Below are 14,655 nucleotides of genomic sequence, written 5' to 3' on the forward strand. Positions count from 1 at the left end.
GGACCGTGCTGACATTCGAGAGGTGGGCGCCGTATTGCGCCCGGCTTTCAGACTTGCTTGTTGATTGACCGGGGCGTCGACGCTCTAGTCAATCGAAGAAATTTTTCTGGAGATTGAAATGGATATGCCTGTTACCGAGGAGCAAGTTCGTACGCTTGCGTTCTATCTGTGGGAGAAAGAGGGAAGTCCCGAGGGACGTTCCCAGGAATATTGGGCAAAGGCACGGCAACAGCTAGGCGCAGATCGCGTGCTGGCAGAATCGGATTGAGATGTTAGTTCGGTGTGACCAGAGCTCCTAAGCGGAGGTCCACGTGCTCGGAACGTTGACGCTGTTCCACGTATTCAACCGGAAGGGAGGATAATTGGACGCGTCATCGAGCGCATCGTGAAACCGAGGGAAAGGAGCGACGACGTGCGAAATCAATCTACCGAATGGTCGAGCAACGACGTCCCGGCTGGTGACCGCACAGACGCCTGGCAGTCGGTGCTCAGTCACAGCTACAGGGAGTGGCAAGTCCCTCATCGTCTGCCTGCTACGTTCTACGCCCACGTCAAACATCATGATTTCGCGGGAGCCGGGATTGTCGAGACGGTATGCGACCCTTGCAAGGGTCAACGCACGCGAGGGCAAGTTCGCCACGATGATGAACTGTATGTCGGAGTGCAACTCACCACGGGTGGGCGCGAACGATTCAGGATTGGCGATTCAGGCGTGGAGGTCGCGTCCGGCGATGTAGTCGTCTGGACGACTGACCAGTCCATCGAGTTCGAAGTTCTCGAGCGCCTGCATAAGGTGACGCTGATGATTCCATGGTCGGTTATGCGGGAGCGGCTACCGGAACGCAAGCAGCCGCCGACAGGAGGCAAAATCGAAAGCCGCACAGGCGTCGGTTCATTGCTGGCTGTGCACCTGCTGGCCCTTTCAAATGAAATCGCAACACTCGACGAAAGCGTTCAGGGTTCCGTCAGCAGGTCTACGCTCGAACTGCTGGGTATCGCGCTATCCGGCCAGCAACCGTCAGCAACGTTCGACGCCAGCGCGGCGATGCTCAGACGTGTGCAGGACTTCATCCTGCAACATCTGCACGAAGACGACCTGAACCCGACCCGGATTGCCGAGGCAAATCACATTTCGCTGCGTTACCTGCACATGCTGTTTCAGCGTAGCGACATGACCGTTTCCGGGTGGGTTCTGGACAGGCGACTGCACGCCTGCAAGCAGGCGCTGACGGACCCGGCCTACAACCGGCAACGCATCTCGGAGATAGCGTTCCGCTGGGGTTTCAATTCAACCAGCCATTTCTGCCGTGCGTTCAAGGAGAAGTACGGCGCCTCGCCGGGTGATGTTCGCAGGACTGTGGGCGTTGGTTCGTTGGACGAGTTGACATGACAAACGCGGACCGGAGCTAGCCTTTTCGCTCAATCCGCGTGCCTGTTGTTGCCTGCATGCACTTACACGTAATGCCCCGAACGCTCCAGAACTTCGATTTTGTAGCCATCGGGGTCCTGAATGAAAAAGAACCGGGCGAGCATCTCTTCGCCGCGCTTGAATTCCTTCACGGGCGTGGGATGGATACCGAGCTGCGTCATGCGCTCATGCTCATTTTCAAGCTCTGGAACGGCTACAGCGATGTGCCCATAGCCGTCACCATGCGTGTATGCCGGCTCGCGGCCTTTGTTCCACGTCAGCTCAATCTCGAAGTCATTCTCTTCGTTGCGAAGATAGACCAGCGAGAAGTCGGGGAAATCAAGGCGGTGACTTGTCGACAACCCGAGCGCGTCCTGATAGAACTGCAGCGAACGCTCAAGGTCGTGGACCCGCACCATGGCGTGAATGATTTTGGCCAATTTTTACTCCTTTGTTGCGTAATGCGCGACGCAGTTGCCGAGCTGCGCCGCGAGCGTTCAGTTAAACCGGGAAGCGACAGAGCGTCTCACCGCCGTCGATGCGGATGTGGTCACGGACGAGGTCACCGATAAGTCACGCATGAGTCAGGCCGAAAAAGACGTGAACGTCTGAACCGCAATTTTCCCGTCTCTAACGTAAAGGGTGTCTGTTGCGAGTGTGACCCACGGCTTTGCCTCCCAGGCGAGGTACGCTACGTTGCCGATTGTGCTCATGCTTGTAATCTTGAACGCCGGCCAGAACGCTGGGTCTGCACCGTCAAGAAATGCCTTGAAGAAGCTCGCGATCTCGTCGCGACCACGGAAGGTCCTGTCCGGCGTAACGATGGCGGAGCTGTCGTCGTAATCCTTGAGAATCTCCTCAACGCCTTGAGCGAACGCACCGAGATGATGGTCCAGAACCTGCCTGGTTGCTGTTTCTGCCTGTTCAGAGAGATTTGACATGTCGAGTATCCACGAGAGGAGCAACGGGATGTATCGGTAACGATGGTCGTTGCCGATACATGACGTAGACAGCAGTCCCTTCAGCCCGCGTATGCACGTTGGGCTTCGTCCCAGGTCACCACGACGATCGGCGTGCCATCTTCCTTGATGAAGGATAGTGGTCCCAGGAACGTCATGTAGAACTCGCTGTCGACCGGGAACGCGGTTTTGTCGTGACGAGCATTGGCAGACTCGTAACCGTACGCCGGTGCGACGACCGTGTCGCCGCCGTGCTCGCTACCACCGCGGACGTCCATGCGGCCCTTCGTCAGCAAATATTCGCCCGGCCCGACGTGAAAATGCGCGTTGAAGGACGAGCCTGCGGGGCAATCAAAAATTGCGGTCCATGCACCCATTTCGGGGGAGGCGTGAAGCATCTTCCAGCGGATTCCTCCTTGCGAGAGCGCATCCGGGAAGGGCTTCCACGGAATCTCATCGATTTGAACCGCTTCTTCGCGAACCTTTGGTTTGATGTCCATCGTCGTCTCCAGATTTCGCCAAACCGAATTCGAGTTCGGCGTGGTTTGTGGGTGAATCAACGATATCGCAGGAGAGCGCCGGAGGATTGCACGGTAGTGCAAGACGAGTTGCCTGCCAGCGCACCGGAGGACTCAGAACGCGTCTTATCGGTTTAATTACAACGCGCTACACGTCCGCCTTCTCGACGACTGCAACAGCAATGTCGTCCTCGACGCAGGATTTTTCGTTGTGTGCAAAAATCGGCGCGCGCGGCCTACGTCCATACGGTTTACGGCCCGTAACAAGGACAGTTGGCCGCATCGATAAAGGTGACGAGGAGTAGACAATTGATTCAGCGTATCTCCGCTTTTTTCACTCAGGTGGTGCATCGGGTGTTGCCCGATCCCCTGATTTTTGCCATTTTGCTTACCGGCGTTACCTTCGCGCTCGCGCTTGGTTTGACGCCGAAAGCGCCTGCCGACCTCGTGATGCTATGGGGCTCCGGATTCTGGAACCTGCTCGCATTTTCGATGCAGATGGCGATGATTCTTGTAACGGGACATGCGCTGGCCAGCTCGGGACCCGTCAAGCGAGTGCTTGTCGCGCTAGCGAGCTCTGCCCGGACGCCCGGGCAAGGGGTGATGTTGGTGGCGTTTGTGGGCGCCGTTGCCTGCGCCATCAACTGGGGATTCGGTCTCGTTCTGGGTGCGATGCTTGCACGAGAGGTCGCCCGACGCGTCAAGGGAACCGACTATCGGCTGCTCGTGGCGAGTGCCTACATGGGTTTCCTGACCTGGCATGGTGGCTTGTCTGGCTCTGTGCCGCTCGTTGCCGCCACCAAGGGCAATCCGATGGAGAAGACCGTCGGTCTGATTCCGGTTTCGCACACCATCTTTACCGGCTACAACGCGTTTATCACCATCGGCCTCATTATTCTTTTGCCAATCCTGGCAAGACTCATGATGCCGAAACCCGAAGACGTGGTCACGGTAGACCCGGCGCTATTGCTGGACCCGCCGAGTGTAGAACGCAAGCTTGCTCCCGACGCGACGTTCGCTGAGCGAATGGAAGAAAGCCGTGTACTGGCCATCCTCGTGGCAGCACTCTGCGCCGTCTTCCTCGTCATCCGGTTCATCAACAAAGGCTTCGCACTGGATATCGACACCGTCAACCTGGTGTTCCTCGCAGCGGGCATCGTTCTTCACAAGACCCCTATGGCGTATGCACGCGCGGTAGCGGCGGCAGCGAAGGGCGCGTCCGGCATCATGATTCAGTTTCCGTTTTATGCCGGTATCCAGGCGCTGATGGACCACTCGGGCCTGGCGGGCGTCATCACGAAGTGGTTTGTCGATATCGCCAACGTTCACACGTTCCCGCTGCTCGCGTTCCTCAGCTCGGCACTGATCAACTTTGCCGTGCCATCCGGTGGTGGTCATTGGGTCGTGCAGGGCCCATTTGTTATGCCGGCCGCGCAAGCGCTCGGCGCAGACCTTGGCAAATCTGCGATGGCGATTGCTTACGGTGAGGCGTGGACAAATATGGCGCAACCGTTCTGGGCTCTTCCGGCGCTTGCCATTGCAGGGTTAGGCGTTCGTGACATCATGGGCTACTGCGTCACCGCGCTTCTGTTCTCGGGCGTTATTTTTGTGGCCGGCATGTACCTGTTCTGACAAAAGGCGGCCCGTCTCGATGTGAGGGGGACCGCCACACCGTACGTCTACCCGTGGCTATCGACCCACGCTCGTGCCCAGTCAAGTCCGGCATGCTGGGCTTGCTCTTCGGTATCGAAATAGCCAAGGACGCCGGATGCTTCAACGAGCTTGTTGTTTCGAGTGATCGTGCCGCTCGCCGCGTACCGTTCCGGCTGGAGCATGCCTTCCTGCTGCAGGATGGCGTGCCCCCACACGCTATAGCCGTTGTAGCTCTCCAATTCCATCAGCGAGTGACCTCAGCCGACATGCCGCGAGAATCAACCCGAAGCACATTTCCTTCGGGCGTGAACTGGCGCGGAATCTCCGACATATCGGGTTCGTCTGTCGGCGCGGTTTTCTGTATGTGGCTTTGCTTCGCCAGGAGCCTGGGTGCGGATGTCGGCGTGCGCCGCGCATGCACATCCACCGCGTGAGCAACGACGGGTCGATGAACCGCGAGCTTGCGTGCAGCACCGACCCTATGGGGAGCGGTTGCACGGGCCTCCGGTGGATTCCAGACTTCAGTGTAGCTAGCCGCGTACACGGCCGGCGTGAGCGTCGCCATCAGTACGGCCAATCCAATACTTTTCACGCTTTCTCCTTGTCTGCTTTCCGTTGCAGCCACTCTTTGCAACCAAGCCCCTGTCCGACGCAGCCGCCATCGCAGCCGGGACAATAATGCCGGTCTCGTATGTCAGCGCTGACGTGCCAGACATTGTCGTTCGCTGGACTTGCTGTGCCTACAGCGGTGCCGTTTTCGCAGGCATAGAAGGCTGGCTCCCCAGATTTTCCGCGGCTGACTGCATCGTCAATCGCCTTGTCGCCAAAGGCTGAGCGCAATTCTGCGATGAAGGCGGCCATCTCAGGCATTGGATGGACGGGCCTGCGAACGCGTACATCCATGGGTCACCCCCGATTAAAAGTGCCAGTTCGTTGCTGTGAAATTGCGCCTGCAGTACTGTATAAATATACAGGTTTTTCGTGCGCCGTGTCCACCGGTACCGTTCCGGGACGCATGCTGCGCTATACTCATCCGATGGAAACGAACCCGATCTTGCTGAACCTGTATCGTTGGTGGCACGCCTGACCCAGGCGGCCCGTTTTCACACGTACATCTACAACGTGATGCCGCCAGTCCTGGCGGCATTTTTGTTTTTGCGCGCGCATGACTGGTGGTGTCCCCAAACACTGAGCTCACCATGTCACAGGCGAAACAACCCGTTATCCTCACCGGCGACCGCACAACCGGTCCCTTGCACCTCGGTCACTACATCGGCTCGCTGCGCACCCGCGTGCAGCTTCAAAACGAAGCGCAGCAGTTTTTGCTTCTCGCCGATGCGCAGGCGATGACGGACAACGTCGGCCGCCACCAGAAGGTGACCGACAACGTCATCGAAGTCGCGCTGGACTATCTGGCTGTCGGCATCGACCCTGCCAAATCAACTATCGTCATCCAATCGCAGGTGCCCGAACTCGCGGAACTGACGCAGTATCTGCTCAATCTCGTGACCGTTGCGCGCCTCGAACGCAACCCGACCATCAAGGCGGAAATCGTGCTCCGCGGGTTCGAGCGGGATATCCCCGCCGGCTTCCTGACGTATCCGGTCAGCCAGGCCGCCGACATCACTGCGTTCAAGGCGACGCGCGTGCCGGTCGGTGACGACCAGTTGCCGATGATTGAACAAACCAACGAACTGGTGCGCCGTTTCAACAGCACGGTCGACAAGCCGGTGCTGGTCGAATGCGAAGCGGTGCTTTCGCACGTCGCGCGGCTGCCGGGCATCGATGGAAAAACCAAGATGAGCAAGTCACTGGGTAACGCCATTACGCTGGGTGCGAGCCCGGACGAAATCACCAAGGCCGTGAACAACATGTACACCGACCCTAACCATCTGCGCGTCAACGACCCGGGCCAGGTTGAAGGCAACGTTGTGTTCGCGTTTCTGGATGCGTTCGAACCGGACGTGCCGATGGTCGACGAACTCAAAGCACATTACCGCCGTGGTGGGCTGGGCGACAGCGTGGTCAAGCGCGCACTCAACGATCGGCTGCAGGTGATGCTCGCACCCATTCGGGAACGACGCCGCGAGTTGGCGACCGACCGCGCCGAGGTGCTGAACGTTCTGCGTCGCGGAACCATGCGCGCTCGGGAAGTGGCGGGTGCGACGGTATCAGAGGTGAAGGGTGCGCTTGGTTTGAATTACTTTCAGAACTCACAGTAGAAGATCAGCAAGCCGCGCAGCTGTAACCCGGCGCAGACCGGGCGTCGCGCGGTCGTCCTAGTCCAGTCATAGCTTTGGCGGGGCAACGTGATGTATTGTCACATTCAGTTGATATACAGGACGGGCAATCCTCGAAGGAGATTGATTTGACCGTTCGAAAATCAACGTTGTACGTCGAGAGTGCAACAAAGCATCCATTTGAGAGCTGCTTCGTCGACCTTGGCGGGCACTCCGCAGAGCGGGCCCTCACTGCGCTCACTGCCGCAGTCCATGCGGCTCAACGTGAAATGAATGCTTTTGACTGGATTGCAGACGCGCTTCCCGGCGCGACGCTCAAACCGGCCCTGGCATTCGGCACAGTTGGCGAACTGTATCGGTCATACACGAGACCCGCCGAGCTGGGACGCCTGAAAGGCGTGTTGCGGTCCTGACCAGGGCATTCCAATATGTCCCGCATTCGAACGTAGGCGTCTATAGTGGAGTCATCGCCCCGCCAGGGGCGAGCTTCCTTTTCAGGACCGACGCATTGGACGGGGGACGGCACTATGCCTGCTGATTCTGGTTTGGCTTACGACCCGCAGGGACAAACGCCTGGGTCATTGCTGACGCTGGTTGGATATCTCGAACTCTCGCTGGATGAGGGAGAATGCGTCGTCATGATGCGCCGCGGTACAGACGTCTGCGCTGTCTACATCGGCGACCCAGCGGACGAGGACAACGAGTTGACTGGTCACGGAACTATTGCAGTGGGCGTGGCTGATGAGATTCTCGAACTGACTCACGCCGGCTTGAACCGGATAACGGTCGGCGACCAGACCTACCGGTTCGTTCGAAGCTTCACTCACATCGCAGACGTTGGCGCAGTGATATTTGCGCCAGCGTAGGCTTGTGAGCATCTCTTCCTGCCTTTGCGGCATCGCGCGCCGGTCCTGCCAACGCGTCCGCTTTCATCCCCGGAAGCCCAGTCCCGAACCACTCCACTGTCGTTTGGAGATGGGTGGCATACGAACGCATCTGTCACGGCGTGGTCTCACCTGTCAACGGTGAATGTTCCACCGCAAACCAATCTTAATCAGGCCCCGATGCGTTCGACTTTCACTAAATGGCTGTTCATCGTCTACGTTCTCGGTAGCGGGACACTTTATTCAATGGCCATACTGCTCCTGTTCCCGTTCGTCGGCAGAGCTGGACGATACTGGTTGGCAAAACAATGGTGTCGTGCACTGGTGGCGGTGATGCGCTGGCTGCCGGGAGTCTCATGTTCGATAGAAGGGCTTGAACATATCCCTGAAGGGCCGGCGATACTACTGTGCCGTCACGAATCGACCTGGGAGACACTCGCATTTCTTGCGCTCTTTCCACGGCGCATCAGTTTTGTTTTCAAGGACGAGCTTCTTCGCATTCCGTTTTTTGGATGGGTGCTGCGTGGCCTTGACATGGTTAGCCTGAACCGCGGCTCCGCTCGACAGGCTCATCAGGCTGTGACGCAGGAAAGCGCTGAGAGGCTGGCGAAGGGGGATGTCATCGTCATTTTCCCGGAGGGGACCCGGGTGCCACACGATGCGCCGTTGAGAATGACATCGGGAGGCGTTCGATTGGCTTGCGCGACTGGCGTGCCTGCTGTTCCGGTGGTTCTCAACGCGGGCAAAGTCTGGCCGGCGAAAGGCTGGCCCAGCGGCCGCGGACAAATTCGTGTGGTTGTCGGCCCGGCATTCTCTCCTCGGGACCTGTCACAGCAGGAACTGGGGCGAGCCGTCCACGAGTGGATGAAAGACGAACTGCTGCGGCTTTGATACCGTTCCAGTCGTCGTCACACTCGCGCAGTCGCGGCGCTGCTGTTTGCATGCTGCTGTTTGCATGTTTTCACATGCGAACCAAAGCGACCTATCCTTAAGGGACCGCGAGCAATAGTCTCCCGTTTCCTTTCTTCCGGAGGAGGTGCGTCATGTCGATGTCTGCCACTCTTGAGGAGTGCCTGCGCAGCAAGGGCTCCCAGTACGAAATCGTGCATCATCCGCACAGCCATTCCAGCATCGAAACCGCGGCGGCGGCGCATATTCCCGGCGATCGCCTCGCCAAAACCGTGTTGTTTGAAGACGAACACGGCTATGTGGCGGCTGTGCTGCCATCGACCTACGCCGTGCGGCTGTCCGAGCTTTGGGCACAGACCGGACGCCACCTCCTGCTGGCCAAAGAGGTCGATCTGCGGGAGCTGTTCAAGGATTGCGACGTCGGAGCGCTTCCGCCAGTGTGTACTGCCTATGGCATGTACACCTATCTTGACGAGAGCCTCGCCCGTCAGCCGGACGTCTATTTCGAGGCCGGCGATCACGAAGCGCTGATTCACATGGACACGGATCAATTCCTTGATCTGATGGACCGGGCCGAGCGGACACGCTTCGCTCGTCGCATGGCGGGCACGCCGAGTTGAACGGCGCCCGTCGGGTGCGGCAAGGCTTGCGCAGCGCAGCATAAAGCGCGCTGCGTTACCGAACCTTTGCGCGAGGCAGATCATGCAACGCAGCGACGCGGTCCTGAAGCAGGTGATGGCAGCCTTCGAACGTGAATCACACCTGAAGCTCCGGAATCATCCCATTCATATGAGCTTCGACGACGGCGCCCTGACCGTGGCGGGCGAGGTGCCGGATATCGCATCCAAGAAACGCCTTCTTCAGTTGACCCAGATGCACTGCGATGGAACGCGTCTGGTCGACCAACTGCGTGTTACCGCCAACCCGGCGGTCGGTGATGGCGAGCTACGCACGCGTCTTTGCGAACGGCTGGCGCAGACGGTGGAGTTTCGCAACTGCGTGATCTGTGCGCGCGTCAAGGGCCAGCTGGAAGTGCTGCACGGCACCATGGACGAGGCGGGCAACGACGGCAGCGGCGTCGTCGAAGTGACGGTCGAGGACGGTGTCGTGACCTTGACGGGCCAGGTGGGCAGCCTGTCCCATAGGCGCCTCGCGAGTGTGATTGCCTGGTGGGTCGGCGGCTGCCGCGACGTGGTGAACCTGCTGGAGTTGGTGCCCGCCGAAGCCGACGGTGACGATGAGATTTCCGAGGCTTTGCACCTGGTGCTCGAAACCGATCCGCGTGTGCGCGCCGGGCAGATCACCATCAATGTGGAAAATCACAGGATCACGCTAGCAGGTTGGGTGGCGACCGAAGCAGAAAGACGGCAGGCGGAACAGGACGCCTGGTGTCTGGATGCGATCGATGGCGTCGTCAATCGTATTCAGGTGGGGGCCTGATCTGACTGCAGGCTCGTTTTGTAATCCGGACGTTACTGCTTTCCATAGAACGGCGGGCGTGACGGGAAATGAGTGCGCGCAAGATTTTGTCGGGCGTTGCGATGGTTGCGTTGTCCGTGGGATGCCTCGCTGCTGACGCGGCGAGTTCGTGTTCTCCGGCGTTCTCCGAGGTCGATGTCAAAAACGGCCTCAAAGTACAGGTGGATTGCGGACTCCCCGGTCAAACCCTCAATCGCCTGACCATCCAGTTGAATCGCGTGGTGAAGGGCGCCAAACTCTCCGACGCCCAGACGGTCTCGCTCGCGAGCGCAACCAACGTGATACTAGGCGTGGCGTATGCGCAATCGGGCCGTGTTGGGCGCAAGACCGATACCGCGTTCTCCAACGTCGAACCGCTAGTCGAGCGCCTTGCCGGGCAAATCAGGGCGCAGCCCGACGTAGATCTCGCGGCCGAAGCCCGGCAATGGGCCGCACGTTATGAGAATCTGCTGCGCAGATTCTCGATCGCACGAAGTCCCGATCCTCTTGAATTGCACATCGACGAAGCGCTAGCGCGCTTTGATCTGGAGAGTGCATCTCAGTTGCTGCCCCAACTGCTTGCCGAACAACAGGGAACCCCGCAGGTGTTCGCGGCGCGTTCTTATGAGGCTGGCGAGATTGAATTGCTGCGCTTCGCTCCGCAGAATGCCCTGCCGCATCTGGAAAAGGCCTACGCGTTGCAACCGGAAGATAGCAGCGTGGCGACCGCGCTTGCCGACACTTTGCAAGAGCAACGCGAGTTTGAACGTGCGGAACCGATTTACCGCACGCTGTTGTCGCGCTATCAGTTGCTGGCGCGGGAGAAGCCTGCCGCCTACCAGCCCCAGATTGCGCGCACGTTCGGCAAGCTTGGCAACCTCTACGTTGGGCTGCAACGACCCAAGGAAGCGGAGGCCGCCTATCTGCGGGCGCTGGAGACCTATTGGCTGCTGGCGAAACAGAACCCGGTGGCTTACGGGCCCGCTGTGGCACAAACGTTCGACAACCTCGGCGTGCTATATCGCGATACACAGCGCCTGCAGGAAGCGGCGGATGCTTATCGCGAAGCACTGGACATCGATCGTGCGTTGGCCTATCGCGACCCCGCGACCTACAAACCCGATATGGCGACGACGCTCAACGACCTCGGCATCCTGTACGGCGCCACACAACGCATGAGCGATGCGGAGCAGGCGTATCGCGAGGCGCTGAGCATCCAGCGGGTTCTGGTGCGGAGCAATCCTGCGGCCTACCGCCCGGCACTCGCTCGTACGTTCAACAATCTCGGGAACCTTTATAGCGCGATGCAGCAACTCCGGGAAGCCGAGCATGCCTACAAGGAAGCGCTAACGATCCGGCAGCAGCTTGCCCGGGAGAGTCCGGCACTCTATCGGCCCGATGTTGCGCGCACGCTGACCAATCTTGGCGCGCTCTATCGCGCCACACGACGGCCAAAGGAGGCGCAGCAAGCTTATCAGCAGGCCTTGCAGATCTATCGTGCGCTCGCGGGGGAAACCCCGACTGTCTACCAACCGGACGAAGCGCGGACGTTGAACAATCTAGGTGTCCTTTTCAGTCACAGCGGGCGCCCACGCGAGGCTGAAGACGCTTACCGGAACGCGCTGGACCTTTACCGGACTCTGTCGCGAGATGCCCCGGCGGCCTACCGTCAGGATGAAGCGCGGACACTCGGTAACCTGAGCGCACTTTTGAGCCAGACTCAACGACCGCTTGAGGCCGAGGAGATCCGGCGTGAAGCAGCCCGTCTTCTCGACACAACGGAAGCGCCGTAGATCGCACCCACAATATAAAACGCGATCAGTGTGTGCATGACGAGCACCGCAGCGGCGAGCCAGCTCATGAGTTATCTTTGGCTATTCACGGAGGTCATTCGAAAGACTGAGATGCCCTCCATAGGGTCCAGTGTTTCGCGCCAGGGGGCACGCTCAAGCAAGCGGATCGTGTCTTCATAACCTACGGCCCAGCGTCGCTCGATGCCACTCGACGAAAAATCGATGTCCCTGTTCAAATCGTTGTTATCGAATGCCGGCGCGTCGAGTTCCAATACTTGCATTGTCGTGCCACAGCCCCAGCCGAGGAGCGCCTGAACCTCCGGCGTATCGCGTTTCCCTTCGGGGATGTGTTGGCTGAGTTCGCGAATCACGTGACGCAGCCGGTGGATCTGCTTCTGTCGATCGAGGTGGCTTTCCGCGCGACTCGAGTACTGAATGTCACGCTGCCGGCTCATAACTTGCAGGATGGACTCGGGCTCCGGGCCGCTTGATGGCCACAACTGCACCGAAAAAATCACCGAGCTGTTCCGCGGCCGATCATCGAGCACGGCTTCTAGCGGCGTGTTCGAGTAGATGCCGCCGTCCCAGTACGATTCGCCTTCCAGTCGCACCGAAGGGAAGCCGGGTGGAAAAGCGGCGGATGCCATCACGTGCTCGACGTCCATCGGCGCATCGCGATTAGTGAAATACCGCATACGTCCGCTGCAGACATTGACCGTGCCGACCGTCAGCCGCGTCGTCTTGCGATTCAGGTAGTCGAAATCGATCAGCGAAGACAGGGTTTCACGCAGTGGCTCGGTCGAGTAGAATGCCGCCCGCTCCGGTCCAACGCGCGCCTGAATATTCGCCCATGACCCGGGTTGCGGGGTGAAGAACGACGGCACGCCTTGCGTGACGATCGCGAGGTCGCGCGACCAGTTGGCGAGCCCTGGCAACAGCCAGCTTGCCGCATCGACGCCACGGCGCGCCACGCCGTTCCAGAACTGGGTTAATCGCGCAATGCGGTTCTCGGGCAGATTGCCCGCGATGATCGCGCCGTTTATCGCACCGATCGACGTACCGATCACCCAGTCGGGTTCGACCTTGCGGTCATGCATCGCCTGATAGACGCCGGCCTGGTACGCGCCGAGGGCACCGCCTCCCTGAAAGACAAGGACAACCTGTCCGGGAATGTCCGGGGCGGCCTCCGACTGGCCTGCCGCATTAGCGTTGCGTTTGCCGTGTGTCTTGTTGCCCATTGCAGGTCTCCCGGACAAATGCTGCGGTGCCGGTGATTTTGCCACGGGTGAGGGCGGCCTGGCGCTGCGGTTTTCCCTTTTTACTGTCGTGGGGAGCTTGCGGGCGGCTTCAGGATTCTGCCGCCTGAAAGGCATGAACCTTTATTGTCCGGGTGTGACGGACTGGACCCGATTGCGTCCCGCACGTTTCGCGCCGTAGAGCGCTGCGTCCGCCGCCTGCACGAGTGCGTTGGGCGTGCTCAGCGTGCTCTGCGCGTTCTGCTCGTTCGTCGCGCACCCCGCACTGATGGTGACCTGACCGCCGGGTATTGGCGCCGTCAGGCCCAACTGCATGATGGCGAGCCGGGCCTGCTCGGCAATGACCGATGCTTCTTCCGATCCCGTGTTGGGTAACACCACGGCGAACTCTTCACCGCCGTAACGGGCGACGAAATCGCTCGACCGGCGTGCTATTCCTGCCAGCGCTTTCGCAATTGCGCTGAGGCAAGCGTCGCCGCGAAGATGGCCGAAGGCGTCGTTGTAATCCTTGAAATTGTCGACATCGATCATGACGAGCGAGAGCGGCTGACCGTTGCGTGTCGCACGGTCGAATTCCCTGCGAAACTGGTCTTCAAAGTAGCTACGGTTATAAATGCGCGTCAGGGCGTCGCGTGTGGACGAGTGCAGCAGGGAAGCGTGCGCCTCGGACAGTTCGCGGTAGAGCACGGTCACTTCCCAGACCAGCACGCATACCAGCACGCCGGGAGCCAGCATGCTGAAGATCCGCGCGACGTACCAGCCAAGGGTGAACTGGGCCATGCTCAATAGATTCAGACTGGCGTCCGCTAGGGAGGCGAGCAGGGCAATGGTGACCCATAGATCGAGCACGGTCCGCAGGCGTCCTTTGAACAGGACCACGGCGATCGCTAGAGCGTCAAGCAGGCAGATGACGAGTCCGGTTCGGCCACCTAAAAGCGCGTTCGTCTCGGAAGCCGCATGAAAAGGCGCGGACAGATTCGCATGAATGGCAAAGACGCCAAGCGCTGCGGCAAGCGCAGTGGGAACACCGAGTAACGCCCACGTCCAGAAATCGATGTGAGGCAGCCCGATCGGCTTGCTCGGGAGGCGGTCGCGTATGAGCGCTGCCAGGATGACGAGCAGCGGAAATCCTGCATGCCAGAAAACCCACATCCACGCCGCGCTCTGAGGCCCGGCGCCGAACAGTCCGGTGCGCGTGAAAACGCCAGGGAACATCAGCAGCTGCAAAGCGACGGTAATCGCCGTGAACGCGTACGCGCCGCCTAGCGCGCCGAGCATCGGCTGTTGCGTCACGCTAAAGCGGGCGCCGAGAAGAAACGCGGCGATTCCCGACGTGGTGAACACCGTGAGCGCACACATCGGCATGAAGGGCGTGATTGCCGGCAACGGCTGGTGCGCACGCTGACCCGCAATCGCGAATGTGAGCAGAACGAGCAACGCACATGTACCTGCAAAAACGACCTGTTTGCGCGTCGCCGGCCCTATAAGCAAGCTGTCCATTCTGACCCGTCTGGTTGGTGTTTGAGGTTGACCCGGTTCGACGGATAGATTTGCAGTTGAGTCTAATGCGGTGTGGC

Annotated in this window: 18 protein-coding genes; 10 read left to right on the forward strand and 8 right to left on the reverse strand. The window is 59.6% G+C overall.

Annotated features, from left to right (window positions below):
- Positions 1-118 precede the first annotated feature (118 nt).
- Together M0D67_RS39945 and M0D67_RS39950 are read left to right on the forward strand one after the other, a co-directional pair.
- A complete protein-coding gene (locus M0D67_RS39945; protein ID WP_154560133.1) occupies positions 119-268 on the forward strand; it encodes a DUF2934 domain-containing protein in 150 nt (49 codons plus the stop codon).
- 144 nt (positions 269-412) lie between these two features.
- Complete coding sequence (locus M0D67_RS39950) at positions 413-1,390, forward strand: helix-turn-helix domain-containing protein (protein ID WP_168435669.1); 978 nt, start codon at positions 413-415, stop codon at positions 1,388-1,390.
- A 62-nt stretch (positions 1,391-1,452) separates the two neighbouring features.
- On the opposite strand, the gene M0D67_RS39955 is transcribed toward M0D67_RS39950, so the two are convergent.
- From M0D67_RS39955 to M0D67_RS39965, 3 genes are all read right to left on the reverse strand, one after another.
- On the reverse strand, positions 1,453-1,848 hold the full coding sequence (locus M0D67_RS39955) for a VOC family protein (protein WP_154560132.1): 396 nt from the start codon (positions 1,846-1,848) through the stop codon (positions 1,453-1,455).
- 144 nt (positions 1,849-1,992) lie between these two features.
- Positions 1,993-2,349 (reverse strand): nuclear transport factor 2 family protein, encoded by a 357-nt coding sequence (locus tag M0D67_RS39960; protein ID WP_154560131.1) that lies wholly within the window; start codon positions 2,347-2,349, stop codon positions 1,993-1,995.
- An 80-nt stretch (positions 2,350-2,429) separates the two neighbouring features.
- Positions 2,430-2,969, reverse strand: a complete 540-nt coding sequence (locus tag M0D67_RS39965; RefSeq protein ID WP_233464828.1) for a 2,4'-dihydroxyacetophenone dioxygenase family protein — start codon at positions 2,967-2,969, stop codon at positions 2,430-2,432.
- Positions 2,970-3,194: 225 nt separating this feature from the next.
- Here M0D67_RS39965 and M0D67_RS39970 point away from each other — a divergent pair, with 225 nt between their 5' ends.
- The gene (locus M0D67_RS39970; RefSeq protein WP_171928811.1) at positions 3,195-4,517 is read left to right on the forward strand and encodes a TIGR00366 family protein; all 1,323 of its coding nucleotides are present in this window, start codon (positions 3,195-3,197) and stop codon (positions 4,515-4,517) included.
- A gap of 47 nt (positions 4,518-4,564) precedes the next feature.
- Here M0D67_RS39970 and M0D67_RS39975 read toward each other — a convergent pair whose 3' ends face one another.
- The 3 genes from M0D67_RS39975 to M0D67_RS39985 are packed head-to-tail and all read right to left on the reverse strand — an operon-like array spanning position 4,565 to position 5,441.
- The gene (locus M0D67_RS39975) at positions 4,565-4,783 is read right to left on the reverse strand and encodes a hypothetical protein (RefSeq protein ID WP_154560129.1); all 219 of its coding nucleotides are present in this window, start codon (positions 4,781-4,783) and stop codon (positions 4,565-4,567) included.
- Positions 4,783-5,130 carry a hypothetical protein gene (locus M0D67_RS39980; RefSeq protein WP_168435668.1) on the reverse strand — a complete coding sequence of 116 codons (348 nt, stop codon included), beginning with the start codon at positions 5,128-5,130 and terminating at the stop codon, positions 4,783-4,785. The genes M0D67_RS39975 and M0D67_RS39980 overlap by 1 nt, the downstream gene beginning before the upstream one ends.
- Positions 5,127-5,441 carry a hypothetical protein gene (locus tag M0D67_RS39985; RefSeq protein WP_154560128.1) on the reverse strand — a complete coding sequence of 105 codons (315 nt, stop codon included), beginning with the start codon at positions 5,439-5,441 and terminating at the stop codon, positions 5,127-5,129. The genes M0D67_RS39980 and M0D67_RS39985 overlap by 4 nt, the downstream gene beginning before the upstream one ends.
- 296 nt (positions 5,442-5,737) lie before the next feature.
- Between M0D67_RS39985 and trpS the strand changes: the two genes are divergently transcribed.
- From trpS to M0D67_RS40020, 7 genes are all read left to right on the forward strand, one after another.
- The gene (gene trpS, locus M0D67_RS39990) at positions 5,738-6,760 is read left to right on the forward strand and encodes a tryptophan--tRNA ligase (protein ID WP_171928809.1); all 1,023 of its coding nucleotides are present in this window, start codon (positions 5,738-5,740) and stop codon (positions 6,758-6,760) included.
- A 146-nt stretch (positions 6,761-6,906) separates the two neighbouring features.
- Positions 6,907-7,191: a hypothetical protein gene (locus M0D67_RS39995; RefSeq protein WP_054040088.1), complete on the forward strand. Its 285-nt coding sequence runs from the start codon at positions 6,907-6,909 to the stop codon at positions 7,189-7,191.
- 114 nt (positions 7,192-7,305) lie between these two features.
- Positions 7,306-7,644 carry a hypothetical protein gene (locus M0D67_RS40000; protein WP_154560126.1) on the forward strand — a complete coding sequence of 113 codons (339 nt, stop codon included), beginning with the start codon at positions 7,306-7,308 and terminating at the stop codon, positions 7,642-7,644.
- Positions 7,645-7,842: 198 nt separating this feature from the next.
- Positions 7,843-8,553 (forward strand): 1-acyl-sn-glycerol-3-phosphate acyltransferase, encoded by a 711-nt coding sequence (locus tag M0D67_RS40005; RefSeq protein WP_154560125.1) that lies wholly within the window; start codon positions 7,843-7,845, stop codon positions 8,551-8,553.
- A gap of 152 nt (positions 8,554-8,705) precedes the next feature.
- On the forward strand, positions 8,706-9,191 hold the full coding sequence (locus tag M0D67_RS40010) for an aminoacyl-tRNA deacylase (RefSeq protein WP_154560124.1): 486 nt from the start codon (positions 8,706-8,708) through the stop codon (positions 9,189-9,191).
- An 82-nt stretch (positions 9,192-9,273) separates the two neighbouring features.
- Entirely contained in the window at positions 9,274-10,011 is a 738-nt protein-coding gene (locus M0D67_RS40015) for a BON domain-containing protein (protein WP_154560123.1), read from the forward strand.
- Positions 10,012-10,079: 68 nt separating this feature from the next.
- Entirely contained in the window at positions 10,080-11,822 is a 1,743-nt protein-coding gene (locus M0D67_RS40020; protein ID WP_171926901.1) for a tetratricopeptide repeat protein, read from the forward strand.
- 71 nt (positions 11,823-11,893) lie between these two features.
- Here the strand turns inward: M0D67_RS40020 and M0D67_RS40025 are convergent, their stop codons facing one another.
- A complete protein-coding gene (locus tag M0D67_RS40025; protein WP_171926900.1) occupies positions 11,894-13,060 on the reverse strand; it encodes a patatin-like phospholipase family protein in 1,167 nt (388 codons plus the stop codon).
- 141 nt (positions 13,061-13,201) lie between these two features.
- Positions 13,202-14,578, reverse strand: a complete 1,377-nt coding sequence (locus M0D67_RS40030; protein WP_171926899.1) for a sensor domain-containing diguanylate cyclase — start codon at positions 14,576-14,578, stop codon at positions 13,202-13,204.
- Positions 14,579-14,655 lie beyond the last annotated feature (77 nt).

Origin of the sequence: Paraburkholderia sp. SECH4 (assembly GCF_030511745.1) — a bacterium.
In the GTDB taxonomy this organism is placed as follows: Bacteria; Pseudomonadota; Gammaproteobacteria; order Burkholderiales; family Burkholderiaceae; genus Paraburkholderia; species Paraburkholderia madseniana.

Excerpts from the sequence above, each read along its gene's own strand:
- M0D67_RS40005 (WP_154560125.1), top strand. The coding sequence starts at position 7,843 with ATGCGTTCGACTTTCACTAAATGGCTGTTCATCGTCTACGTTCTCGGT.
- trpS (WP_171928809.1), top strand. The coding sequence starts at position 5,738 with ATGTCACAGGCGAAACAACCCGTTATCCTCACCGGCGACCGCACAACC.
- M0D67_RS39945 (WP_154560133.1), top strand. The coding sequence starts at position 119 with ATGGATATGCCTGTTACCGAGGAGCAAGTTCGTACGCTTGCGTTCTAT.
- M0D67_RS40020 (WP_171926901.1), top strand. The coding sequence starts at position 10,080 with ATGAGTGCGCGCAAGATTTTGTCGGGCGTTGCGATGGTTGCGTTGTCC.
- M0D67_RS40030 (WP_171926899.1), bottom strand. The coding sequence starts at position 14,578 with ATGGACAGCTTGCTTATAGGGCCGGCGACGCGCAAACAGGTCGTTTTT.
- M0D67_RS40010 (WP_154560124.1), top strand. The coding sequence starts at position 8,706 with ATGTCGATGTCTGCCACTCTTGAGGAGTGCCTGCGCAGCAAGGGCTCC.
- M0D67_RS40000 (WP_154560126.1), top strand. The coding sequence starts at position 7,306 with ATGCCTGCTGATTCTGGTTTGGCTTACGACCCGCAGGGACAAACGCCT.
- M0D67_RS39985 (WP_154560128.1), bottom strand. The coding sequence starts at position 5,441 with ATGGATGTACGCGTTCGCAGGCCCGTCCATCCAATGCCTGAGATGGCC.
- M0D67_RS39960 (WP_154560131.1), bottom strand. The coding sequence starts at position 2,349 with ATGTCAAATCTCTCTGAACAGGCAGAAACAGCAACCAGGCAGGTTCTG.
- M0D67_RS39975 (WP_154560129.1), bottom strand. The coding sequence starts at position 4,783 with ATGGAATTGGAGAGCTACAACGGCTATAGCGTGTGGGGGCACGCCATC.
- M0D67_RS40015 (WP_154560123.1), top strand. The coding sequence starts at position 9,274 with ATGCAACGCAGCGACGCGGTCCTGAAGCAGGTGATGGCAGCCTTCGAA.
- M0D67_RS40025 (WP_171926900.1), bottom strand. The coding sequence starts at position 13,060 with ATGGGCAACAAGACACACGGCAAACGCAACGCTAATGCGGCAGGCCAG.